Annotated in this window: 20 protein-coding genes and 1 pseudogene; 14 read left to right on the forward strand and 7 right to left on the reverse strand. The window is 57.9% G+C overall.

The window, feature by feature from the left end:
- Window position 1 precedes the first annotated feature (1 nt).
- From EAW52_RS00550 to EAW52_RS00575, 6 genes are all read left to right on the forward strand, one after another.
- Window positions 2–1789: a GMC family oxidoreductase gene (locus tag EAW52_RS00550; protein WP_122041034.1), complete on the forward strand. Its 1788-nt coding sequence runs from the start codon at window positions 2–4 to the stop codon at window positions 1787–1789.
- A gap of 11 nt (window positions 1790–1800) precedes the next feature.
- Window positions 1801–3141 carry a cytochrome c gene (locus tag EAW52_RS00555; protein WP_122041035.1) on the forward strand — a complete coding sequence of 447 codons (1341 nt, stop codon included), beginning with the start codon at window positions 1801–1803 and terminating at the stop codon, window positions 3139–3141.
- Between the two features lie 134 nt (window positions 3142–3275).
- Window positions 3276–3584 (forward strand): YkgJ family cysteine cluster protein, encoded by a 309-nt coding sequence (locus tag EAW52_RS00560; protein ID WP_083397806.1) that lies wholly within the window; start codon window positions 3276–3278, stop codon window positions 3582–3584.
- A gap of 282 nt (window positions 3585–3866) precedes the next feature.
- The gene (locus tag EAW52_RS00565) at window positions 3867–4400 is read left to right on the forward strand and encodes a hypothetical protein (protein ID WP_162997555.1); all 534 of its coding nucleotides are present in this window, start codon (window positions 3867–3869) and stop codon (window positions 4398–4400) included.
- A gap of 188 nt (window positions 4401–4588) precedes the next feature.
- Window positions 4589–5782 carry a murein transglycosylase A gene (locus EAW52_RS00570; protein WP_122044676.1) on the forward strand — a complete coding sequence of 398 codons (1194 nt, stop codon included), beginning with the start codon at window positions 4589–4591 and terminating at the stop codon, window positions 5780–5782.
- On the forward strand, window positions 5779–6120 hold the full coding sequence (locus tag EAW52_RS00575; protein ID WP_122041037.1) for an FKBP-type peptidyl-prolyl cis-trans isomerase: 342 nt from the start codon (window positions 5779–5781) through the stop codon (window positions 6118–6120). Before EAW52_RS00570 ends, EAW52_RS00575 begins: the two co-directional genes overlap by 4 nt.
- 53 nt (window positions 6121–6173) lie before the next feature.
- Here the strand turns inward: EAW52_RS00575 and treS are convergent, their stop codons facing one another.
- A complete protein-coding gene (treS, locus tag EAW52_RS00580) occupies window positions 6174–8279 on the reverse strand; it encodes a maltose alpha-D-glucosyltransferase (protein ID WP_122041038.1) in 2106 nt (701 codons plus the stop codon).
- A 263-nt stretch (window positions 8280–8542) separates the two neighbouring features.
- Here treS and EAW52_RS00585 point away from each other — a divergent pair, with 263 nt between their 5' ends.
- The 6 genes from EAW52_RS00585 to EAW52_RS00605 all read left to right on the forward strand — a co-directional run bounded on the left by EAW52_RS00585 (window position 8543) and on the right by EAW52_RS00605 (window position 14194).
- Window positions 8543–9004 carry a hypothetical protein gene (locus EAW52_RS00585; RefSeq protein WP_010796621.1) on the forward strand — a complete coding sequence of 154 codons (462 nt, stop codon included), beginning with the start codon at window positions 8543–8545 and terminating at the stop codon, window positions 9002–9004.
- Window positions 9005–9311: 307 nt separating this feature from the next.
- Window positions 9312–10319, forward strand: coding sequence for an SDR family oxidoreductase (locus tag EAW52_RS00590; protein ID WP_074821426.1), 1008 nt, complete (start codon window positions 9312–9314; stop codon window positions 10317–10319).
- Between the two features lie 438 nt (window positions 10320–10757).
- Entirely contained in the window at window positions 10758–12179 is a 1422-nt protein-coding gene (locus EAW52_RS00595; protein ID WP_122041039.1) for a sugar porter family MFS transporter, read from the forward strand.
- Window positions 12180–12303: 124 nt separating this feature from the next.
- Window positions 12304–13581, forward strand: a complete 1278-nt coding sequence (locus tag EAW52_RS00600) for a hypothetical protein (RefSeq protein WP_162997556.1) — start codon at window positions 12304–12306, stop codon at window positions 13579–13581.
- A gap of 190 nt (window positions 13582–13771) precedes the next feature.
- Complete coding sequence (locus EAW52_RS25810) at window positions 13772–13927, forward strand: hypothetical protein (protein ID WP_162997557.1); 156 nt, start codon at window positions 13772–13774, stop codon at window positions 13925–13927.
- 21 nt (window positions 13928–13948) lie between these two features.
- The gene (locus tag EAW52_RS00605) at window positions 13949–14194 is read left to right on the forward strand and encodes a DUF2059 domain-containing protein (protein ID WP_122041041.1); all 246 of its coding nucleotides are present in this window, start codon (window positions 13949–13951) and stop codon (window positions 14192–14194) included.
- 66 nt (window positions 14195–14260) lie between these two features.
- On the opposite strand, the gene fos is transcribed toward EAW52_RS00605, so the two are convergent.
- The 5 genes and pseudogenes from fos to EAW52_RS00625 all read right to left on the reverse strand — a co-directional run.
- Window positions 14261–14668, reverse strand: coding sequence for a fosfomycin resistance glutathione transferase (gene fos / locus EAW52_RS00610; protein ID WP_122041042.1), 408 nt, complete (start codon window positions 14666–14668; stop codon window positions 14261–14263).
- A 1-nt stretch (window position 14669) separates the two neighbouring features.
- Window positions 14670–15131: a GNAT family N-acetyltransferase gene (locus EAW52_RS00615; protein ID WP_122041043.1), complete on the reverse strand. Its 462-nt coding sequence runs from the start codon at window positions 15129–15131 to the stop codon at window positions 14670–14672.
- A 61-nt stretch (window positions 15132–15192) separates the two neighbouring features.
- On the reverse strand, window positions 15193–16677 hold the full coding sequence (locus EAW52_RS00620) for a chemotaxis protein CheW (RefSeq protein WP_162997559.1): 1485 nt from the start codon (window positions 16675–16677) through the stop codon (window positions 15193–15195).
- Window positions 16678–16685: 8 nt separating this feature from the next.
- Window positions 16686–17282 (reverse strand): methyl-accepting chemotaxis protein, encoded by a 597-nt coding sequence (locus tag EAW52_RS26685; protein WP_372238894.1) that lies wholly within the window; start codon window positions 17280–17282, stop codon window positions 16686–16688.
- A 3-nt stretch (window positions 17283–17285) separates the two neighbouring features.
- Window positions 17286–18413 (reverse strand): annotated as a pseudogene (locus tag EAW52_RS00625) (PAS domain-containing protein); the annotation flags it as partial.
- Between the two features lie 910 nt (window positions 18414–19323).
- Here EAW52_RS00625 and oxlT point away from each other — a divergent pair.
- Together oxlT and EAW52_RS00635 are read left to right on the forward strand one after the other, a co-directional pair.
- Window positions 19324–20607 (forward strand): oxalate/formate MFS antiporter, encoded by a 1284-nt coding sequence (oxlT, locus tag EAW52_RS00630; protein ID WP_122041046.1) that lies wholly within the window; start codon window positions 19324–19326, stop codon window positions 20605–20607.
- A gap of 85 nt (window positions 20608–20692) precedes the next feature.
- The gene (locus tag EAW52_RS00635; protein WP_122041047.1) at window positions 20693–22282 is read left to right on the forward strand and encodes a gamma-glutamyltransferase family protein; all 1590 of its coding nucleotides are present in this window, start codon (window positions 20693–20695) and stop codon (window positions 22280–22282) included.
- Window positions 22283–22323: 41 nt separating this feature from the next.
- Here EAW52_RS00635 and EAW52_RS00640 read toward each other — a convergent pair whose 3' ends face one another.
- Complete coding sequence (locus tag EAW52_RS00640; protein WP_122041048.1) at window positions 22324–23241, reverse strand: substrate-binding domain-containing protein; 918 nt, start codon at window positions 23239–23241, stop codon at window positions 22324–22326.
- Window positions 23242–23247: the final 6 nt, after the last annotated feature.

The following is a 23247-nucleotide window of genomic DNA, read 5'->3' on the forward strand; positions in this document are numbered from 1 at the left end:
CATGGCAAAAGTGATGCAGAAAGCCGATGTGGTGATCGTAGGCTTTGGCTGGACTGGGGCCATCATGGCCAAGGAACTGACCGAAGCGGGTCTTTCCGTGGTCGCGCTGGAGCGTGGCCCAATGCGTGATACTTATCCAGATGGTTCCTACCCACAGGTAATCGACGAGCTGACCTACAGCATCCGCAAGAAGCTGTTCGCGGATACGTCCAAGGAAACCGTCACCATTCGCCACAACGTGAGCCAGACGGCACTACCCTATCGTCAGCTTGGCGCCTTTCTGCCCGGCGATGGCGTTGGCGGTGCGGGTTTGCACTGGTCCGGCGTGCATCTGCGGGTCGACCCGGTAGAGCTGCGCCTGCGCAGTCACTATGAGGAGCGGTACGGCAAGAATTTCATCCCGGATGGCATGACCATCCAGGACTTTGGCGTGACCTACGAGGAGCTGGAGCCGTACTTCGATTTTGCCGAAAAAGTCTTCGGCACCTCCGGTCAGGCCTGGACGGTAAAGGGTGAGTTGGTTGGCAAAGGCAAAGGCGGCAACCCCTTTGCGCCGGACCGCTCCGATCACTTTCCGCTCACGCCGCAAAAGAATACGGTGTCAGCGCAGCTGTTTCAGAAGGCCGCCTGGGATGTGGGCTACCACCCCTATGACCTGCCCTCGGCTAATACCTCCGGCCCTTACACCAATCCCTACGGCTGCCAGATGGGGCCGTGCAATTTCTGCGGATATTGCAGTGGGTACGTCTGCTACATGTACTCCAAGTCTTCGCCTAACCTGAACATCCTGCCAGCGCTGCGCCAGGAACCCAAGTTCGAACTGCGTGCTGACGCCCACGTATTGAAGGTCAACCTGACCGACGACAAGAAGCTCGCCACTGGCGTGACCTATGTGGATGCCCAAGGCAACGAGATTGAGCAGCCGGCCGATATCGTCATTCTCGGCGCTTTCCAGTTCAACAACGTGCGGCTGATGCTGCTTTCAGGCATCGGCAAGCCCTATGATCCGAAAACCGGCGAAGGCGTGGTCGGCAGAAACTTCGCCTACCAGAACATGGCGACCATCAAGGCCTACTTCGACAAGGACCAGCACTTCACCAACCCCTTTATCGGTGCGGGCGGTAATGGCGTGGCGGTGGATGACTTCAATGCCGATAACTTCGACCACGGCCCTCACGGTTTTGTAGGTGGCTCGCCGTTCTGGGTGAACCAGGCGGGCACGCGCCCCATCGCCGGTGTAAGCAACCCCCCCGGCACGCCCAATTGGGGCAGCCAGTGGAAGGCGGCGGCGGCCGATTACTACAACCACCAGCTGTCCATGGATGCCCACGGAGCGCACCAGTCCTACCGGGACAACTATCTAGACCTTGATCCGACCTACAAGGATGCGTATGGAATGCCGCTCCTGCGCATGACCTTCGACTGGAAGGAAAACGACATCAAGATGACGCACTTCATGGTCGACAAGATGAAGCGCATCGCCGAAGCCATGAACCCCAAGGCCATCAACGTACAGGTCAAGGCGCCGGGAACGCATTTCAATACGGTCAGCTACCAGACCACCCACCTGAACGGCGGCGCGATCATGGGCACCGACCCCAAGACCAGCGCCCTCAACCGTTACCTGCAGAGCTGGGATGTGCACAACGTGTTCGTTCCGGGCGCCTCGGCTTTCCCACAGGGGCTGGGCTACAACCCGACAGGCCTTGTGGCAGCCCTCACCTACTGGTCGGCACGCGCCATTCGCGAGCAGTACCTGAAAAACCCTGGCCCACTGGTGCAGGCATGAGGACGTCGACCATGAAAGCATTCATCTCTGCACTGGCCCTGGGCCTGATCGCCCTGCCCGCCCTCGCTCAGGAAACCGGCCTGGATCAGTCCTTGATCAAGAAGGGCGAATACCTGGCTCGCGCCGGTGACTGTGTGGCCTGTCATACAGCAGCCAGTGGCAAGCCCTTCGCTGGCGGCCTGCCCATGGGAACGCCCATTGGCACCATTTACTCGACCAACATCACGCCGGATAAGGAAACCGGCATTGGCAATTACAGTTTCGAGGATTTCGATAAGGCCGTACGTCACGGCATCGCCAAGGAAGGGCATTCGCTCTATCCGGCCATGCCGTATCCCTCTTATGCACGCGTCACCGAAGAGGACATGCGTGCCCTGTACGCCTACTTCATGCACGGCGTTCAGCCGGTGACTCAGCCCAACCAGGACGTGGCGATTCCCTGGCCGCTGTCGATGCGCTGGCCCCTGGCTGTCTGGCGCAAGCTGTTCGCGCCGGAGGTTGCCGACTTCAAACCGGCGCAGGGCATGGACCCGGTGGTTGCCCGTGGCGCCTATCTGGTGGAGGGCCTGGGCCATTGCGGTGCCTGCCACACACCTCGCGGCATTGGTATGCAGGAAAAAGCCCTCAGCGATGCCGACGGCAAGGACTTCCTTGCGGGTAGCGCTCCGCTGGAAGGCTGGGTTGCCAAAAGCCTGCGTAATGACCACAAGGAAGGCATTGCCCGATGGGACGAGGCGCAGCTGGTGGAATTCCTCAAGACAGGCCGTTCGGATGACATGGCCGTCTTTGGCGGCATGACGCAGGTGGTCGAGCACAGCCTGCAGTACATGAGCGACGAGGATCTGACCGCAATCGTCCGTTACCTGAAGACGCTTTCGCCGGTCAATCCGGACGCCCCGCCCTATCAGCGCAACAATGCCGTTTCGGAAATGCTGGTAAAAGGGGATGAAAGCAAACGCGGCGCAGCGGTCTACATCGATAACTGCAATGCCTGCCACCGCTCGGATGGCCTGGGCTACACCCGGGCGTTCCCGGCACTGGCCGGTAACACCGTGGTGCAGACGGAAGACCCGACGTCCCTTATCCACATTGTGCTGGAAGGGGGCAAGCTGCCGGGCCTCAAGAGTGCGCCCTCGACCATCGTCATGCCTGCCTTCGGCTGGCGGTTGAGTGATCAGCAGGTAGCGGATGTAGTGACCTTTATCCGGACCAGTTGGGGCAACAAGGGCGGTCCGGTGGATGCCGATGCCGTCGCCAAACTGCGCAACAGCGATAATCGCACCACCTCGGGCGATGACATCGGGCAAACGGCGTATGGCAATCAGCCGGAGCAGAATCCGACGCCCCGGTAATCGATCGCTGACGGAACGCAGGCAGACATGAGAGGCCTGCGGTCCGTCAGTTTTCTTCTTGATGGATCATTCTTCGTTTTGAGCAGGCCTTAACTGTCGGTAACCTTGTAGCCTGCCTTTACGCCGGTGATCACGTGATTCCGCTCCATAACCTGCCTGCCTCTGCGCCGCCCGCCAAGCCCGAACCCAGTGTCACCTGTGACACCTGTGCGGCCAAGTGTTGCCGTCTGGAAGTCATGCTGATTACGGATACCGGCGTTCCCATGCGCTTTATCGAGGAAGATCAATGGGGCTCGATGACCATGGCGCGCCTGGACGACGGCTGGTGCGCCGCGCTGGATCGAGAAACCATGCGATGCAGCATCTATGAGAATCGCCCTTTAATCTGCCGCGAATTCGAAATGGGTGGAGACGACTGTCTGGAAGAGCGCAACGCCTTCTGATAACCAGGGTACGCCCTAATGGATAGGCTACTCAGCGAGCACATTCGCTGTATGTAAGGCTGTATGCAAGGCATTATGTGCGCTCGAGCGTTTTAGTGGTCTTTGTCCACAGAGCAATCGACAGGCACGGCATTTTCAAAAGGCGAATCCGCTTCCAAATTGAACAATAGTTGTACACCGGCCGAACCGATGCCCTTTATGCACGTCAATATCGACCAGTTGAAATGATCCTTGCGTTCTGTTCCACGGAGAGGAAGCCCAATGCGTTTTAAGGCCTTTTGGATGGCTTTGTCACTTTTACCCCTGAGCGGTCTGGCAGATATCAAAGTTGACCTGGCCGATTACATTGCGCAGGCATCTGAACCCAAGCGGACCGAGACGTTAGCGCCTATCATTGAGCAATTCGGCAAGTCGCTGGGCTGCTCCTTCTCGATGGACCCACGCAATATCATCCCCTACCAGCTGGAGGGAAAATCGGTTTTCCTGGCGGTGTACGAGCTGGATGTCGGCTGCAGCGGTACGCCTACCGCAACTCGGCCGCTGATGGCCATCCTGCGCCAGAGCCCGGGCGGTGATTATTTCATCGATGCCGATTACTCGATGCCCAAGCAGAGCTCAACAGAACTTCCCAAGCATATCAGTAGCCTTTTTATCCGAAACGATGACCTCTGGTATCAGGGACTCACCTTCAAGGCAGCCGATGCGTCCTGCTGTCCGACATTGGATGTCACCGGCCGTATCGCCCTGGAAAATGGCGTATGGAAAGAACATCAGCGCATGCCGCTGGAACGCATTCCGAGCACTGTAACGCCATGATCTTCCGCATAGAGCTGGTTATAATTTAACCAGCCCCGGCAAGCCTACCTGACTGTTTTGCAACATGATTCAGCAGGTGGGAAAGTCAGGATCGGCATTTGACGTCACGGCCTGATTTCACCAAGCTACCGGCTCACTTATCGACAAGAACAGTTGACGTGCTTGCCTATCGTTACCCCTGGCGGCTCATGGCCTGTGCCGCCGTATCTCTATTAGCCTTGCTGGCCGGTTGTGACGACGGCTCCAAGTTCAAGCAAAAGCCGCCGCCCAAACCGCCGGAAGTTGCCACCTACACTCCTGTCCGCTGGGAGGATCTTCCTGTCACCAGTGACGCCGACCTTATGGCAGGCTTCAAGGCTTGGCAGGCAGGCTGCGAGAAGCTCAAGAACAACGAGGCTTGGAGTGGACCATGTCAGGCAGCCGCGCAGGTCCCGTATGATCCACGCGCCGTACGGGACTTTCTCAAAAGCCAGCTACAGGTCTACAGCCTGCGCTCCTTGAAAGGCGACCATGGCCTTATTACGGGCTATTACGAGCCGGTCTATCACGGCAGCCTTATGCAGGATGAAGCCCATCCTGTGCCAGTCTATGGCACACCTACCGACCTGATTACCGTCGATCTGGCCAGCATTTACCCTGAACTCAAGGGGAAACGCCTGCGAGGCCGACTCGAAGGCCAGACGCTCAAACCCTATGACGACGCCGCCACCATCATGCAGCAGGGTGTAGATGCCCCTGTACTGGCATGGCTGCGTGATCCGATGGACCTGCAATTCTTACAGATCCAGGGCTCTGGCCGTGTTGAACTAGAAGATGGTCGCCAGTTGCGTATCGGGTACGCAAATCAGAACGGATATCCCTACAAGCCTATCGGCCGCTGGCTGGTGGAACAGGGGCTGCTGCAAAAGGAAGAGGTCAGCATGAGCAAGATTCGCGAGTGGGCCACGGCCAACCCGGATCGTGTGCCGGAACTCTTGGGCAGTAACCCGAGCTATGTGTTTTTCAGCCAACGCCCGGACAGCAACGAAGCACCCCGCGGCTCGTTGAACGTTCCATTGACGCCCGGCTACAGCGTAGCCATTGATCGCAAGGTGATTCCGCTGGGCAGCCTGCTCTGGCTATCCACTACCCGCCCGGATGGCAGCCCTGTGATTCGCCCGGTAGCCGCACAGGATACCGGTGGCGCCATTACGGGAGAGGTCCGTGCCGATCTTTTCTGGGGCACAGGTGATGATGCCGGCGAGCTGGCTGGCCATATGAAGCAGGACGGCCGAATCTGGATGCTTTGGCCAAAAGGCGCTCCCCTGCCGGACGCAGCGCCCAAACCTGCGGTTACGCCTGAAAAGCCGCAGAATCCAACGAACACAGAGAACACCCCATGAGCGACGAACTGACAATTGAAGATATCCAGCTGGGCGAAGGCAAGGAAGCTGTCAAAGGTGCCCTGATCACGACCCAGTACCGAGGCACTCTGGAAGATGGCACCGTATTCGACTCTTCATACGAAAAGGGTCGGCCGTTCCAGTGCGTCATCGGCACGGGCCGAGTCATCAAGGGCTGGGATATCGGGTTAATGGGGATGAAGGTGGGCGGCAAACGCAGGCTGTTCGTGCCGGCGCACCTGGCCTATGGTGAGCGCCAGATTGGCACGCATATCAAACCGAACTCGAACCTGATCTTCGAGATCGAGCTGCTGGAAGTCCTCACCCGGGACGATTGAATCTATAAAGGGCTGCGAGCAAATACATTTTGCCTCGCAGCCCTTTTCAGCCTTTACACGTCGAACGGCGTGTTGGGCAGGGCACCTACGATCCGCAGGCTCAGCCCCTCATACCCTTCCAGATTGATCGTCAGCTCACCGTTGTCGGTGAGATCACCTTCAACCGTCTCGTTGATCATATCCACGACCGGCCCCGGCGTAACGTTGGTCAGAGTGATGGTTTCCTGGATCGAGGTGGCGCCAAAGTTGAGCGCGGTAATCTGGGTGCCACGCCCGGCGGGCAGCTCGTGCACCATGACCAGAAGCCCCGGCGAGGCGACATCCGGCACCGCAATCTGGTGGCTGGACGCAATGCCATAGGCCTGGCGTACCGAGAGGATGCGCTTGAGCTTGTTGGCAAAGGAGTCCGGGTCGGCCAGCTGCTCGGTCAGGCTGCCATAAAGGTTGACGGCCTTGGGCAGACCTTCACCGGAATGGGTCGCCTCGTTATTGGCATCTGCCAGATCATAGGCACCGCGCTGAATCCATCGTGTATCGCCATCGCGCATGCGGTCTTCCACCAGACCGAACGGCAAGGGCAACGCCCCTACCAGATCCCACCCGGACAGGGCGAATACGCCAGGTTGCAAGGCGTTATACATGGCAAGGAGCAGATGGACCCGCTTGATCCGTTCCTTGTCCTCGTCGGTCATGCTGTCCAGTTCGCGGATGCCTAGGGCTGCGGCAATAACGCTCGCCGTGGTGCAGGCTACGCCGTTGGTGACAAACCGCAGGTTGTAGGGCGCATGCTCACCGCTAAGACGCTCATACATGACCTCACGAATATGCTCGCGCAAGATGCTGCCGCGCCAGGTCTGGCCCTGGTAGACGAAATTGGTGTCGGCATGCAGGGTCCAGAAGTGCACCAGCTCCAGGGTCAGCTCATCGTGGTTTTGTAGGGCATGGATAAGTGACGCCGGGTCGATGTTGAATTGATGCATGGTACGCAGCATCAGGCGCAGGAATTCGGTGTCGCCCGTCAGCACGGCGTGGTGGTAGGCCGGACGGGTGATGAAGTCGTAGGAGAGATCTGCCCCGCCCTGGCCCATGGCCGCAATATCGTCCACGGTCAGGTTGAGCTCCTGAAAGCTGAAGCCGCCAGCTTTGCGGACCATGCCCCCAATCAGTTGGTTGCCGACGATGGACAAGGGATGCCCTTCAGACCAGGCTTTGTCGTTGGCGCGCCGTTCAACACCCAGGAAGCCGTTGGCATCCAGACGCAGCCCGCGTGCGCCAAGCACATCCAGCGAATGCAGCGCATCGCCAATGATCAGTTGCTGTGCAGCGAAACTGGGGTCGAGCCAGTTCAGGGAAGGTTGACCTTCCTTGAAGTAGTGCAGGTATACCCAGCGCCGGTTCTTGCCATCCACACCGGTAACGACCGGTGTGGCACTCCAGTCAGTCTCTTTCACACCCGGTTCGAAAAAGATGACGCGCTGGAGCTGGCCGACGATATAGCACTTTTCTTTCAGGGCATCGACGACGTCGGGCGACAGGTTGACTGCATCGCGGCCTTCCGGCACCTCAGGCAGTAGCTCCCAGTCTTCCGGCTTGATCTCCACCATATGGTAAAGGCCCGGATAATCTTCATAGCCCAATTCAGCGAGCCGAAAATCGGCGCCCTTGCCAGTGTGAGCCGGGATGATGTCGTCCACGACTACCGCGTTGTGGGCAGAGGCCATTCGGCTCAGGGCGATGAATTCTTCTTCCGTTCCGTAGAGCGGGTCGATGTCGAGGCTGATCCGGTCGAAGTTGCCGTCGATGGTAGGCGTAATCTCCCGTCCCTTGAGCCCGCCGGACAGCTTGGTCGGCCCCGTATGGATCGCCTGCACGCCAATGGAAGACAAGGCATTCCATAGCGGAGCGCTTCCCAGTGTCTTGATGACGGAATCGCCTGATCCGGTGATCACTGAGCTGGGGTAGGCCGTGAACCAGACGGAGGCAATGGCCGTAGCCCGACGCGGACGCGTTTCAGCATAGGGATGCATCCAGAGCCGCGCCTGACCGCCATACGCCTTGGCACGTTGACGAGCCTTGTAGAGCATCGACTGGTTGACTAACCATTGAACGTATTCTGGATCAGGCGCGTTTACCTGCTCTTCTGTGTCTGGCGCTGTCATATCGGACCCTGAACAGTGAATTTGTAACTTGGACTGCGCCGGTTCGCGTTTGTATCCCAACCCTTATTGCCCCTCGCCGCTCCGGTGCCTGAACGGTCATTGAAGAGCCCTCAGGCGTAAACCCCATCAATATGCAGTCATAAGACAGACGCTTACATAAAAAAGATGGTTCTGCGGCACGAAAAAGCGCCAAAATGACTGGAAGACACGGAAATTTTCGCCTTATCTGCTATGAAGGCAGAACCATGACCATGGAGAGTGCTATGAGTCCCAACGATCGCATAACCAACGGCCCGGATTCCGTATCTTATACGGCAGATTCGTTTGGCTCGAAAAAGCGTCTTGCCGCACGGGAAACCATCCTGAGCGACAGCAACGTTCTGGACTGCACGGTCTACCGCCCGGACGAAAATCCGGAAGTTGATGCCGACGATCTGGGTGACGCCAAGATCCTGTTTACGGGTGAATTCAAGGTGCCCGAGGACTGGGACCAGGAAACACGCGACGATTTTTTTGGCGACATGGACCCCGAATTGTTTTCCACGGCTCGCATCGAGAGCGAAGCCGAGCCGGGCACGGCAGGTTTTTTTACACCTGAGCCGGGTGACCTCGTGGCTGCCATGCCAGGAGCCGGAGTGGTCGAGATGTTCTATGTGTACGACTACTGTGAAGACGAAACCGGTCGCCATTATGTGCTGGTACGTGAAGTAGACCCAACGCTGTAAGCCTCCCTGCACCCTGGCTTGCGCCTCTCAGGCGCGAGGCAGGTTTGCCTGTCCATTGTTCAACCCTCGCGCATGAACGGGCCCTACCTGTAAAGGCCCGGTCTAGCCGCTCTAGCTCAACGCTCTTGCCTGAACAGACCATTCGCCCATTATTGCCTTGGTTGGGGAACGATGCGCACGGTCTGTACGTCTATCCCGATCACAACGATTCAAGCATCGCATCAGGTGCTTACCCGGCAGATGCCCCGACGGGCACTGCTGCCTTGCCGTTTCGATCACCGCTTATTCCCATTCTCAGGAGCCAGCCATGAATCCGAACGACCTCTCCACGTCTCGCCGTAAACTCATGCAGGGTGCGGCTGTCACGATTGCCGCCGCCGCAGCGGCCCCCGCCTTTGCTCAGACGGCCAATAGCAAGGTTGCAGCCGACCCAGCCCCGTTGAGCGATCCCAAGAGCGGCCATCCCCGCCCTCCGTTTCAGGAGCAAACCCAACCCTGGCCAGGGCTGGCCAGCAAGATGACGCCTCGGCCTGATCATGGTGAAGAAAGCTACAAAGGCAATAACCGCCTCGCCGGACGCAAGGCCCTGATTACCGGGGGCGACTCGGGTATCGGCCGTGCCGCAGCCATCGCCTTTGCCCGCGAAGGCGCGGATGTAGCCATCAACTACCTGCCGGATGAGGAACCTGACGCAAAGGAAGTGGTTCAGCTGATCCAGCAGGCCGGCCGCAAGGCGGTAGCCATTCCCGGTGACATTCGCGACGAAGCATTCTGCCGCGAGCTGGTGGACCGCGCCGTAAAGGAGCTGGGTGGATTGGATATCCTGGTCAACAATGCTGCGCGCCAGCAGAGCCACGATTCGATTCTTGACCTGAGCAATGAGCAGTTCGACTGGACGCTCAAGACCAACCTGTACGCCATGTTCTGGATCACCAAGGCTGCCATTCCGCATCTGCCGGAAGGCGCTTCGATCATCAATACATCATCGGTCAATGCCTACGATCCTTCGGCCAATCTGGTCGATTACGCGTTGACCAAGGCCGGCATTGCCAACTTCAGCAAGGGGTTGGCCAAACAACTGGCCGACAAGGGTATCCGCGTCAATGCCGTAGCGCCCGGCCCGTTCTGGACACCCTTGCAAGTCTGCGGTGGCCAGACGATGGAAAAGCTCAAGAGCTTTGGGGGCGACACCCCGCTCAAGCGTCCCGGCCAGCCTGTAGAAATCGCACCACTTTACGTGCAGTTGGCTTCTACCGAGGCCAGCTATGTCACAGGACAAGTCTTTGGCGCCTCCGGCGGAAATGGTCAGCCTTAACTGAGTCAAGCCAGCCAGTCGGTTTTGCCGCCTGGCTAACCTGCCTAGTCCGATACCGACTCGGTATTAAGTAATCGCCTCTTTTCGACGATGTTTACCCTACCGGCTGTTGACTTCCTCAGGCCGTGTTCTGGCAGCCATCACTGACGTCCATCATCCCGGGGCTTCGTCAGCCTTTCACCCAGGATTCTGTGATGCAGATATTCCTCAGTGGCTTTTTTTGAAACCACTCTCCAAGCACGCCAGTCTATCCCTATGAGCCCCATACGCTCGATAACGTGAGCTCAGTAAGGCATTAGCGATGTCACATGGGCAGTCAGTTTCTCTGTCTCAGCATGTGTTCTTACCGAGCCCACTCAGTATCAAGGCACCTTGGACTGCCTCGTGATTAACCAAGGATTGGATGAGCGTCACGGCTTAACGTGTAAAGAGAATCCTATGATAAAAGACTCATCCCCCCTCGCCTCGCCTGCAAGTGCAGCGCCTTCTGCAACAGACGCACCCACGAACCACAAGCGCAAGATGCAGATCATCACCACGATCTCAACCTTTGGCGGCTTGCTGTTTGGGTATGACACCGGCGTCATCAATGGCGCGCTTCCCTTCATCAAGGAAGACTTTGGCCTTACGCCTTTTTCTGAGAGTCTGGTGGCGTCTTCCCTAGTCTTTGGCGGTGCCATCGGTGCTGCTATCAGCGGCCGTCTCTCCGACGCCCGTGGCCGACGCAAGATCATTCTCTTGCTGTCGATCATTTTCATCCTTGGCACACTGGGCAGCACCCTCGCGCCCAACGTCGAGTTCATGGTGCTGGCCCGCTTCATCCTGGGGCTTGCCGTTGGTGGTGCCTCTGTCACCGTTCCGGTCTACCTGGCGGAGATGTCGCCTGCGCACAAGCGCGGGCAGATGGTGACGCGCAATGAATTGATGATCGTGTCGGGCCAGTTACTGGCCTTTACCTGCAACGCTGCGATTGCCCACTTCTTCGAGGGCAGCCATATCTGGCGCTGGATGCTGGTCATTGCCACGCTTCCAGCTGTGGTGCTCTGGCTGGGCATGCTGGTCATGCCGGAGAGTCCCCGTTGGCTCGCGTCCAAAGGCCGCTTCGGCGAGATGCTGCGTACGCTTAAAGAAGTTCGCGCCGAGCATCAGGCCCACAAGGAGGCCAAGGAAGTACGTCAAGCCGCGCAGGAGGACTCCAAGGCCAAAGAGGGTAGCTGGGAAGACCTGAAAACGCCCTGGATTCGCAAGATCTTTTTGATTGGTATAGGGATCGCCGTCGTGCAGCAGATCACCGGCGTCAACTCGATCATGTATTACGGCACCCAGATCCTGAAGGAGTCCGGCTTTGATACGCAGGCGGCGCTCACAGCCAACATCGCCAATGGCGTAATCTCCGTACTGGCTACCTTTCTGGGCATCTGGCTACTGGGCCGGGTCGGCCGTCGGCCGATGCTGATCACCGGCCTGATCGGCACCACCACGTGCCTGCTGCTGATCGGTCTGGTCTCGATGAACATGGCGCCAGGTACGGAGCGCGCGTTTATTATCTTGGGCCTTACGGTCAGCTTTCTGGCCTTCCAGCAAGGGGCCATCTCACCGGTGACCTGGTTGATGCTGTCCGAGATCTTTCCCATGCGTATCCGGGGCCTGGCGCTGGGCTTTACCGGCGGCGTGCTATGGCTGACCACATTCCTGGTAGGCTTTTTCTTCCTGCAGTTGGTGGCGTGGTTCAGTATCTCCACGACGTTCTTTATGTTCTTCGCGTTCGGCCTGCTGGCCATTGCGTTCGTGGTCCGCTACCTGCCCGAGACCCGGAACAAGACGCTGGAAGCCATTGAAGAGGAGTTCAAGAAGGCCTGATACGAAAGGCTCGCAAGGGGCCTATATGGCCCCTTTTATTGACGGTCGGTCCGGGATATTCCCTTGCCTTCTCCGGCTCCAATAAAAGACGATGTTGACGGGTAGTAGTCACCGGGACAGGCGAATGAGTGCACACGTGTTGCAGGACGAGCTGTTTTCCACTTTCGACCCCAGGGAGCGACTCGATAACCAGCGGAGCCGCCTCGACGAGGCATTGGCCGCGCTGGATGAACACCGCCTGCTCAACACGGCACCAAATGCACTGATCGATTACTTCATCGCGGCCTATCGGATCGAGCCGCCAGCGCTGCGCCGCCATGAGTGGCAGGCTGAAACCGATGACCATGCGGATTTCGAGGGCAATGCGGCCAGCCATCGACTCGATATCGATATACCCTTCGATGGCGACGCTGAGTGGTTTGGCGCACAGGCCGGTCCCTGGACGGGTACGTCAGGTGCCGTACGGATCAGCGGGCAATCCCTGATTCTAACTTTCGAGATCAAGCGCGGCGCGGAGCAGGCCGCACGCGCGCTGATCGACCGTGAAGTCAACGAGATCGAAAAAGCGCTCGCCTGGATTCGACAGGAGGTAGCGGCCTATAACGACAGCCTCTCGGCTACCGTGGAGACGGTCATCAATGCCCGCCGCATGCGGCTACTCTCCCATCAGGCCCTGGCGCAAACCTTGGGTATTCCATTACACAAGCGCTCCGACGGCCCACTGGCACGGCTTACGTCTGCCTTACGGGGGCAGCTGTTTCCTGAGCTTCCGCCCATGGGCCATGGGCCCGACCTGCCGGAGCCAGCACTGAGCCGTGATCAGCATGAGCAGATTGTGGAAACCTTGCAAAGCGCCATTACGCTGCTGACTTACAGCCCATCACTGTTCGCCACATGGAATGAAGCACCGTTAAGGAACTACCTGGGTATTGCACTGAACGGCCAGTTCGAGCGCCCGGAAACAATCGAGCCCTTTGTGCCTGTCGGCTATAGCGCACTTGGCCTGCGTCATGGGAAGCGGATCGCCTGTCTGGCCGACTGCCTGTTTTGGAAGAATGCCGAGGCGTATCGGGAGCAACTTGACTACCTGCTGGCCCATCCGTTGAGCCGGGAAGCCCGGCTTATCCTGCTGGTTTTTCATAGAGGTCAACGGCTGGCCCGAACGATCAACGATGTCCGTGCACAAAACCAGGCTCATCCCGCTTATCAAGAGGCGCCGGAAAAGCAGCCTGAGCACGGTAGCGAGGTAACGCTCCGCCTGCCCGATGACCCGATGCGAACAATCCGCTTCACCACGCTTGTCTTCAAGGCGCCCAAGGCCCAAAGCAATGTGACTGCCTCCCCTCGAAAGCCCCGCAAAAAGACCGAACCGAATCGGGTTCAGATCGGATTCGATTTTTAAATCATTTTAAGCACGTTATGGTTACGCGCCCGACGTGTTGAGACGCGCGCTTGCTGTCCTATAAGGAGGTCACTCGTACAGAAGGAATTGAAATGAAAAGACCCTCACTGCCCTTGCCCTGCTTTCAGCTGCACATGCGTTTGCGGCAAACTCGGCGCCAAGCGACAGCTCTGTCCGTGAGCTGCTGAAGGTGGCCAACACCTCACAGTTGATCGACTCATCGATGAACCAGATGGACAGTTATTTCAAGGCCGCTCTTGAGCAGGGCCTGCAGGGCAAGACGCTGACTGCCGAACAGCAGAAGATCGTCGACAATATGCAGCGCAAGAGCCTGGCCGTTATCTAGAAGGCGCTGTCATGGAAGAACATGAAGCCTGTGATGACGGACATCTATAAGAAGTCATTCAACCAGCGCGAAATCGATGCCATGCTGAAGTTCTACCAGTCTGAGGAAGGGCGCTCAGTGGTGACCAAGATGCCCATTGCCATGCAAAACAGCATGCAGGCTATCCAGGCCAGCACGATGAACATAGCGCCCGAACTCAATAAAATCATTGCGGACGGGAAACAGCAACTCATTGCATTAGATAAGGCACAGCCTCCGGCCAAATAAGCCCCCCTTTCCGGACCGCTCCTGCCGGGAGCTTGGATCTCATACTCTCCGCGCAGCAATAGAGCCTTACTCGAAGAATTGCATTCCCGCATAGGGTTCGACACGGCACTGCGCCAGGCGTGTTGCCAAGGTGCCGACATGTAGCTCCAGCTTGTGCCCATCCGGATCGAGAAAATAGAACGAGTCACCCTCGCTGCGGTTGTCTTTCCAGACGTCAACGTCGTGCGTCTTGAGCCGATCCATGAAAGGCCCAAAGTCAGGCTGAGAGATAGAAAACGCATAGTGCGTATAGTCTGTTCGCGGTCCTTTCACGATAGCGCCCAGAGAAAGGCACAACCATAGCGATCCCAGCTCCAGATAGGCACCTTGCGCCCATCGGGCAACCAGCCGACCACCCAGCAGCGCCTGGTAAAAGGTAACGCTGCGGTCCAAGTCGCTCACGGCCAGGGTGAGATGATTCAGGCCGGTGAGCATCTCAGGAGGTTGCCGTACGACGCATCCCGATATGCGGGATGTCATCTTCAAGGTAGATGTCTGTAACCGGCTCGAAGCCATAGCGGCCGTAGTAATCCTGCAGGTGCGCCTGGGCAGATAAATAGATGGGAAGACCGGCCCAGTGCGCCTTGCAAAAGATCAGGCCCTGCTTCATCAGCTCATGCCCCAGCCCGCGACCCCGTGCGGCGGGCGCGGTTACGACGCGACCAATCACCACCTGCCCGTCATGCAGTACCGGATCCAGCACTCGCAGATAAGCCACCAGCGTATCGCCTTCCCAGCCCATGAGGTGATAGGTATTGCCGGTCAGGTCCTGGCCGTCCACCTCTTGATAGGGACACTTCTGCTCTACCACGAAGACCTCGGTACGTAGCGCAAGAATGGCGTATAGGGTCTGAACGGTGAGATCGGTTTGCGGTGTGGCGATCCAGCGGATGGACATGGGCGACTCCCGGACAAGGTAATCGCCGCATTGTCGATCACCTCGTCCTCAGGCACCAGTCCTATGCCGGCAGCATTTCCTGGCTGGCTAATTCTGCCTCCAGTTCGCGTGCCACGGCTTTCAGGTCCAGCAATGTAGCGCGCCAGCGATTGAGGCCGGAGCCAATGCTTACCAGCGTTCGCGCCCGCTGCCCAACGGAGAGGGAATCACCCGTCGGGGTTTGCCAACCCTTTTCGAGCATGCCGGGATCGAAATCGTTGAACGTCTCGATTGCATCGATCTGGCAGACCGCAAAGCCAAAGGTCATTGCCTCGCCAGTCACCAAAAGAATACGCGAGCTTTCGGTTGCCTCGCGCGGCGACGAATTGATCAGGCTGCTCAGGCAGATCAGCGAGACCTGTTGCCCGCGGACGTTGATCATCCCAATCAGATGTCCCTGAGCTTGCTTGAGACGCATGAATTGTGTGGGGATATGAAGAATCTCATCCACCTGATGCAGCGGCGATGCAAACTGGATACCGGCCTCGTATACCAGACAAGCCTGCCGGGATCGCGCCTTGGGCATAATACTTGAGGCCTCGCTGCTGCGGCCCTTGGCGTTTTCAAAGATCTTGGAAAACGCCTGGATATCTTTGCGACGCAGCAGCGCCGTATGGTTGAGCAGCAATGCATCATGGCCATCTTCGCCGCTCATGACCCCGGAAAACATGGCGGGGTGCTGCAGGCCGAAACGCGGCATAGGCACAAGATCGTCCGGGTTGCGCCGCATCATGGCCAGAAGTTCGGTAAAGGCAAAACCAAAAGCATGGCCGTTGGCTGTCATGACCAGCAGCTGTTTTTTGGTCTCGCCGGGGACCTCTTCAAGCCCTAGGATACGGGAAAGATTGAGCACTGGAATCGGGGTGCCCCGCAGCTCCGTGACACCCAGGCAATACTCGCTCTGAAAGAACGTCGTATCGATCCGGGGATGTTCGACCAGCTCACTGACTGCCGTAGCCTCCAGGCAGAACCGGCGGCCATCACAGCCCAGCAGTATGTAATGCTTGAGCTTGAAGCGAGCCGTACGGCCGCGCTCACGCAACTCCTGTGCATGATCGAAGGCCATGAACAACTCCGGCAGCGATGCCAGCGCCTCGATATCAAGCAGGTAGATGATGCGCTCGCCCTGGCTGCCGCCCATGAAAAGGCGCGGCAACAAACCCTGTCCACGCTTGTGGGTGCCCAGTTCGCTGAGTTGCCTTTCATCGATGTGGATGACATCCGCCACGGCGTCAATCCCAATCCCGAAACGTCCTTCCTGATAATGCAGGAGTGCCACTTCGCTGGGCATTCCGTCCTCGCCAGCCGGTGTGAGCCCGAGCAGCACGTGTAGGTCCACCAGCGGGACCGCGCGGCCCCGCAGGCTGAACACACCGCACATGTAAGGCGCTACCGGCGGACGTGGCTGTACCTGGTCAGGCCAGCGCACCACTTGTTGCAGGGCCGATGCCGGAATGGCGATCTCGATGCCACCGACACGGACTACCCCATATGCGCTGCCAGTCATGATGGCGGTCATCCACGCTGTCCAACACCGGACGTGACGTTATTGAGGTCACGAATCAGCTCGTTCACTTCACCTGCCGTCGTCAGCTGGTCTCCCGTCGAGGCGTTGATGGCATCGATGGAGCGCGTGGTACGCACTACACCCTTGGCGATACGCTCGAAGGCTTCGCCTACGCTTCGGGAGATTTCATTACCCACCGTGATGCGCTTGGAGGACTCCTGAATCAGCTTGTTGATCTCCTTGGTCGCCTGGGACGATTTCTCGGCCAGCTTGCGCACCTCGTCCGCCACGACCGAAAAGCCCAGGCCATGTTCGCCCGCCCGCGCCGCCTCGATGGCTGCGTTGAAGGCCAGCATGTTCGTCTGGCTGGCGATGTCGCTGATAACCTGAATGATGTCCTGGATGTCCTCAGCAGACTTGGCAATAACGGCCATGGCTTCAACGGAGCGCTTGAGCGTCTCGGCGCCTTGGGCGGCCTCTTCCTGCGTCATGCGCGCCAGCCCGTTTGCCTCACCAGTGCTCTGGGCAATGTGGTTGATCGATTGCGTCAGGTTTTGCACGGAGCTGCTCATAGCTTGCGTCTTGGCCTTGACCAACTGCTCCATTTCGACCTGCTGGGTAATGTCTGTCGCAAACTTGATGACCTTGTATGGCTGGCCGTCGGCATTGAAGATCGGGTTATAGGTCGCCTGAATCCAGATCTTCTGCCCGAACTTGCCCAGGCGCATGTAACGGTCGCTGAAGAACTGCCCCTGCCCCAGACGCTGCCAGAAGTCCCGATACGCGGTTGAAGTGACGTAATGCTCCTCACAGAACATGCGGTGGTGCTTGCCGACGATCTCTTCCAGGCGATAGCCCAGGGTCGACAGGAAGTTCTGGTTGGCATGAAGAATGTTGCCCAGCAGATCGAACTCGATGACCGCCTGGCTACGATCAATGGCCGCAATCTTGCCTTCATACTCGGCACTCTTGATTTGCAAAGCCGTGATATCAGTAGCGAACTTCACGATCTTGTAAGGCTTGCCCTCGGCGTCCAGGATCGGGTTATAGGTCGCTTGAATCCAGATTTCACGCCCTTCCTTGCTGATGCGCTTGTAGACACCTGTGTCGAACTTACCACGGCCAAGCTTTTCCCAAAGCAGATGGTACGCAGTGGAGTTGGCATGTTCTTCGTCACAGAACATGCGGTGATGCTTGCCCTTGATTTCTTCCAGGCTATAGCCCAGCACAGACAGGAAATTATCGTTGGCCCGCAACACATGGCCGGTCAGGTCGAACTCGATAACCGCCTGGGCGCGTTCGATAGCATTGACCTTGCCCTGGTGGTCGGTGCTGCGTAATACAGCCTCGGTCACATCGGACGCGAACTTGACCACCTTGTACGGTTTGCCATCGGCATTGAAAATCGGGTTGTAGGTCGCCTGAATCCAAACCTCCCGGCCGCCCTTGCCCAGGCGCTTGTACTGCCCTGCATCGAACTCGCCGCGGCCAAGCTTTTCCCAGAACTGGCGATAGGACATGCTGCTGGCGTACTCGGCATCGCAGAAGATCCGGTGATGCTGCCCGGCAATCTCCTCAAGCCGATACCCCAAGGCGTCGAGGAAATTCTGGTTGGCGCGCAGGATGGTGCCGTCAAGGTTGAACTCAATGACGGCTTGGGAGCGATCAATCGCTGACCAGAGTGAATTGAACTCCGCCGCCTGGGCGTCAGCGTTGAAGTCTTGGGGGGCATTCATTGGTGTTCTCCGGTAGCGGTTGGTGAGCAAAAACCGCCCTATGGTTTTTGCGATAACGATGCTATCGGCTGAGCAGAAGCCAGCTTGATACAGCCGCCCGTTATTTTGTCGCCTTGGCGCGACTCTTCGTCTTGCTGCCCATACGAGCGCTCTGAATAAAGCGTGGAAAAAGCCCGTACTTTGTTCAGCCAAGCGGCTAGACAACCCCTTTACTCAAGAGTCCGCTCTGCCTTCACAGGGGATTTTCTTTTGGATTGTTATACGTGTAGCCGATTGCGCATCGGTAACTAATAGCAAGGCCCACGCAGACGTTTCTGCCAGTGCCCTTGTCATTCGGGCAGGTAGTGGCATTGGCCGACCACTCAGGCCAGACCCAATACCTATGATGTTTATGCCCCGCCCAGCCAATGGCTTGTGCTCGCCCGTTTAACGTCGGGGCAAAACGCCATTGGCAGGGCGGTTATATGCGTCTGGAAAACATCAAGCCGTAAGATGTCCGTTTCACGCTATACATTGGCTTTTTAGCGCTATCCCGAAAAGCATAATCGGGTTAAGTTCTAACCTGTGATATTTAATATGTATGCATTAGATACTTATTTGAATATATAATTCAAACTAATGCTTAACTTACCCTGAAGCAGAGCAAATTTACCTTACACACTTATAAAGTCTGCATCCCATTGATTTCGAACAAAAAAGCTCGCCCTTAAAGCGGGCTTTTTTTATTTCACAAAGATATTAAATAGCTTCAAAAAAGTGCCAAGCGCACCAAGTTAGAGCAGCAAATTATACTTATGGATGAACATATCCTTATATTTTAACGCCAACGCCTTAAAACATAAGGAATATATAAAGCTGGCATATCCATTGCTCTCGTATTCATATCGTTATATAGCCCTCGGAAACTTTCATGAATACGAAGATATTGGTAGATAGTCGCGCGCCAGGCAGCGCTCTGGGCACTCGCTGGTTTCAACTGGCCGCAGGCGTTGTCTGCATGATGGCCATTTCAAGCCCGCAATATGTCTGGACCTTGTTTACGGCGCCATTGACCCAAAAGCTGGGTGTCTCACTGGCTCAGATCCAGATTACCTTTTCCATTCTGATCGTCCTGCAAACGTTTTTCTCGCCCGTACAAGGTTTTCTGATTGACCGTTTCGGCTTACGCAAACTGATCGCCTTTGGTTGTGCGCTCACAGGGCTGTCCTGGATTCTGGCAAGTCAGGCCAATTCACTCGCCATGATCTACCTGACCTACGGCCTGATGGGGGGCTTGGGAACCGGCATCGTGTATGTGGGCATCGTTGGCTTGATGGTTCGCTGGTTTCCTGATCACCGGGGGCTGGCAGCCGGTGCGGTTGCCGCAGGTTACGGCATGGGTGCGATGATCACGACCTTTCCCATCAGCAATAGCCTCGCAGCGGCTGGCATGGAAAATACCCTGGTCACCTTTGGTCTGATCCTGGGGATTGTCGGCCTGCTCGCCGCACAGTTCCTGCGCCAACCGCCAGCCGAGTTGGCAGAGCGGATTGCCGACACCAGCCCTTCCTCTAGCACCGCACCGGACGTTGCACCCAAGGCTATGCTCAAGACGCCGCTGTTCTGGCTCATGTTTGCCATGTTCGCGATGATGTCGACCTCGGGCCTCATGGTAACGTCGCAGATGGCCAGCTTTGCCAAGGATTTTGGCATGACCGGTGTCATGGTCTTTGGCATGGCTGCACTGCCGCTCGCAATGACCATTGACCGTGTCTGCAATGGCCTGACCCGCCCGCTGTTTGGCTGGATCTCGGACCGATATGGCCGTGAGAACACCATGGCTTTCGCCTTTTTCGCAGAAGGCATTGCCATGACCCTGTGGCTGCTGACCAGCGATAACCCTGTGCTGTTCGTATTGCTGTCCGGTGTAGTCTTTCTGGGCTGGGGCGAAATCTTCTCCCTGTTTCCCTCTACCCTGACCGACACCTTTGGCACCCGCAACGCCACGACCAATTACGGTTTCCTGTACATGGCTCAAGGGATCGGCTCCATCTTTGGCGGTCCGATGGCCGCCCTGCTCCACCAGTCCACAGACAGCTGGATGCCGGTGTTCGCCGTGGCCATCAGCTTTGACCTGATTACAGCGGCCCTGGCCCTGTTCGTGCTCAAACGCATGCGCCGTCAATGGCTCGCCAAGAACTCCAGCGGCGCTTAACTGAAGTGGCCGGGAGGCTCCAGATAATCGGGGTCTCCTTCTCTGCTCTCCCGACGGGACCCTTTGTTCGTCAAGGAAAAGAAGAATGCTTAATACCACTGTTGCTGCCCGCGGAATTGCCGTCGCTCCTCACAGTCTTGCTGCTCAATCGGCCCTGGCCGTGCTGCGTGAAGGTGGCAATGCCATCGAGGCCATGGTCGCCGCGGCGGCCAGCATTGCCGTTGTCTATCCCCATATGAATAGCCTGGGTGGGGATGGCTTCTGGCTGATCGTTCCGCCTGAAGGTGATCCGGTTGCCATTGATGCCAGCGGCCCGGCAGGCAGCCACGCCACCCTCGAGCATTACGCGGGTATGGATCGTATTCCAACACGCGGCCCGAAAGCCGCGCTTACCGTTGCGGGCACAGTTGGTGGCTGGCAGGAGGCGTTGGCGGTTTCCGGGGAGCTGGGCGGTAAGATGCCATTACCACGCCTTCTGGCTGATGCCATCCATTACGCTGCAGAAGGTATTCCGGTCACGCTGTCCCAGCATCTTGCCACCTCCAGCAAGCGGCACGAGCTGGAATCCGTTCCCGGCTTTGCCGAAACCTTTCTGGAAAATGGCGAGGCACCCGTGGCCGGAAGCCTATTCAGACAACCACGACTGGCCGCCACCCTGCATCAGCTGGCGGAAGAGGGACTGGATACCTTCTACCGGGGCGCTCTGGCAGCCAGTATCGCCCATGACCTGGAGGCGCTGGGCTCTCCTGTTTCGCTCAATGATCTGGCCGCCTATCGCGCCCGCCGGGTAAAGCCACTGGCGCTTCAGCACAGCGCCGGGATGGTCTACAACTTGACACCTCCATCCCAGGGCCTGGTTTCCCAGCTCATTCTTGGTATTGCCGACCACGCCGGGCTGGACAACTGCACGGCCGACAGCGCCGAGCATATTCATACGCTGGTCGAGGCGACCAAGCTGGCCTTCCGGGTACGCGATGAGCACATTACCGATCCCGAGCACATGACCATCGACCCACAGGCGTGCCTCACCCCGGATTATCTTGAAGAACTGGCCAGGGCCATCGACCCGGAAAAAGCGGCGCCCTGGGGCGAAGGCAAAGGGCCGGGCGATACCATCTGGATGGGGGTGATCGATGGGAGCGGGCTGGCCGTTTCGTTTATCCAAAGCATCTACCATGAGTTCGGTAGCGGCGTAGTCTTGCCAGCCAGTGGCCTCAACTGGCAGAACCGGGGGGCATCGTTCAGTCTGGACCCCAATCATCTGCTGGCCCTCATGCCTGGCAAGAAACCCTTTCACACCCTCAACCCTGCCGCGGCACGGCTCCAGGATGGACGAACCCTGGTGTACGGCACCATGGGTGGCGATGGTCAGCCGCAAACCCAGGCAGCAGTTTTCAGCCGCTACGCCGTCTTCAATCAGCCGCTCCAGCAGGCAGTCACTGCGCCTCGCTGGCTACTAGGCCGGACCTGGGGCGAAAGCACCGATACGCTCAAGTTCGAGTCCCGCTTTACGGCAGACGTGTTCGAAGCGCTGCGCGCGCGCGGTCATGACGTGGAAAGCCTGCCCCCCTTCAGCGAGACCATGGGCCATGCCGGTGCGGCCGTACGCCATCCGAGCGGTGTATTCGAGGGCGCGTTTGATCCCCGTAGTAACGGCGCGGCAGCAGGGTACTGATATCAAAAGACCGGGCCTGGCCCGGTCTTTTTTCGTCTGTGTTACTGGAACTGACTGCGGTTTTCCGGTGTGATCAGCTTGAAAGGCACCCAGTTCACAGGCTCGACCCGCTCACCCCGGATCATGTGCAACGCAACCTCTACGGCACCGTTGGCCTGCCCTGCCGCATCCTGAAGTACGCTGACAGTCAGCTTGCCCTGATCCATCATCTTGAGTGCATCCGGTGTGCCGTCGATACCGCCTATCAGGTAGTCCTTGGGATTCTTGCCTGCCTTCTCCAGCCCCATCACAGCGCCGATAGCCATCTCATCGTTATTTGCGGCGATGATGTCAAAGCTCACGCCTTGCTTGAGCCAGTCCATGACAGTGCTCGCCGCCTCGCTACGCTGCCAGTGGGCAATGGTCTTCTGTACGATCTTCATGTTCGGATATTTGGCCACAACGTTTTCTACGTCTTCGGTACGAATTTTCGAAGCCTTGTTGCCTGGATCGCCAACCAGAATAACGACGTTGCCCTTGTAGTTGGCCCGGCGCGCCAGCTCTTCCATTTGCAAGGTGCCTGACTCGATCTCATTCGAACCGACGAACGCAGTCTGCGGTGCCCAGGCGGCTGGTTCGGGATTACGGTTGATGAAAACCAGCGGGATCTTCGCCTCGTTGGCGAGCCGGGTCATTTCCGGTGCGGTCTTCATGTCTACCGCAGTCACGATGATGGCATCCACCTTGGAGGCGATCAGGTTGCGAATCTGGCGCATCTGCAAGGTGCCGTTGTCCTGTGCATCTTCCATAAAGACATCGGCCTCCAGGCTGCTGGCGTGGCGCTGTACGTTATTGCGCAGCAGGACCTGGAAGTTGTCGTTGTTCTTGGCGACACCCACGCCGATCAGGGGCGTGGCGGCCTGGGCCAGACTGCTCAGGAGCAGGCCGGCACCGAGTAGAGAGGTCATCCAATGTTTCATGTTCGC

Source organism: Pseudomonas sp. LTJR-52 (genome assembly GCF_003691465.1).
GTDB classification, from domain to species: domain Bacteria; phylum Pseudomonadota; class Gammaproteobacteria; order Pseudomonadales; family Pseudomonadaceae; genus Chryseomonas; species Chryseomonas luteola.

Coding starts and splice junctions, on each gene's coding strand:
- EAW52_RS00550 (WP_122041034.1), top strand. CDS start 2: ATGGCAAAAGTGATGCAGAAAGCCGATGTGGTGATCGTAGGCTTTGGC.
- EAW52_RS00555 (WP_122041035.1), top strand. CDS start 1,801: ATGAAAGCATTCATCTCTGCACTGGCCCTGGGCCTGATCGCCCTGCCC.
- EAW52_RS00565 (WP_162997555.1), top strand. CDS start 3,867: ATGGCTTTGTCACTTTTACCCCTGAGCGGTCTGGCAGATATCAAAGTT.
- EAW52_RS00570 (WP_122044676.1), top strand. CDS start 4,589: ATGGCCTGTGCCGCCGTATCTCTATTAGCCTTGCTGGCCGGTTGTGAC.
- EAW52_RS00575 (WP_122041037.1), top strand. CDS start 5,779: ATGAGCGACGAACTGACAATTGAAGATATCCAGCTGGGCGAAGGCAAG.
- treS (WP_122041038.1), bottom strand. CDS start 8,279: ATGACAGCGCCAGACACAGAAGAGCAGGTAAACGCGCCTGATCCAGAA.
- EAW52_RS00585 (WP_010796621.1), top strand. CDS start 8,543: ATGAGTCCCAACGATCGCATAACCAACGGCCCGGATTCCGTATCTTAT.
- EAW52_RS00590 (WP_074821426.1), top strand. CDS start 9,312: ATGAATCCGAACGACCTCTCCACGTCTCGCCGTAAACTCATGCAGGGT.
- EAW52_RS00595 (WP_122041039.1), top strand. CDS start 10,758: ATGATAAAAGACTCATCCCCCCTCGCCTCGCCTGCAAGTGCAGCGCCT.
- EAW52_RS00600 (WP_162997556.1), top strand. CDS start 12,304: ATGAGTGCACACGTGTTGCAGGACGAGCTGTTTTCCACTTTCGACCCC.
- EAW52_RS00605 (WP_122041041.1), top strand. CDS start 13,949: ATGAAGCCTGTGATGACGGACATCTATAAGAAGTCATTCAACCAGCGC.
- fos (WP_122041042.1), bottom strand. CDS start 14,668: ATGCTCACCGGCCTGAATCATCTCACCCTGGCCGTGAGCGACTTGGAC.
- EAW52_RS00615 (WP_122041043.1), bottom strand. CDS start 15,131: ATGTCCATCCGCTGGATCGCCACACCGCAAACCGATCTCACCGTTCAG.
- EAW52_RS00620 (WP_162997559.1), bottom strand. CDS start 16,677: ATGACTGGCAGCGCATATGGGGTAGTCCGTGTCGGTGGCATCGAGATC.
- EAW52_RS26685 (WP_372238894.1), bottom strand. CDS start 17,282: ATGGAGCAGTTGGTCAAGGCCAAGACGCAAGCTATGAGCAGCTCCGTG.
- oxlT (WP_122041046.1), top strand. CDS start 19,324: ATGAATACGAAGATATTGGTAGATAGTCGCGCGCCAGGCAGCGCTCTG.
- EAW52_RS00635 (WP_122041047.1), top strand. CDS start 20,693: ATGCTTAATACCACTGTTGCTGCCCGCGGAATTGCCGTCGCTCCTCAC.
- EAW52_RS00640 (WP_122041048.1), bottom strand. CDS start 23,241: ATGAAACATTGGATGACCTCTCTACTCGGTGCCGGCCTGCTCCTGAGC.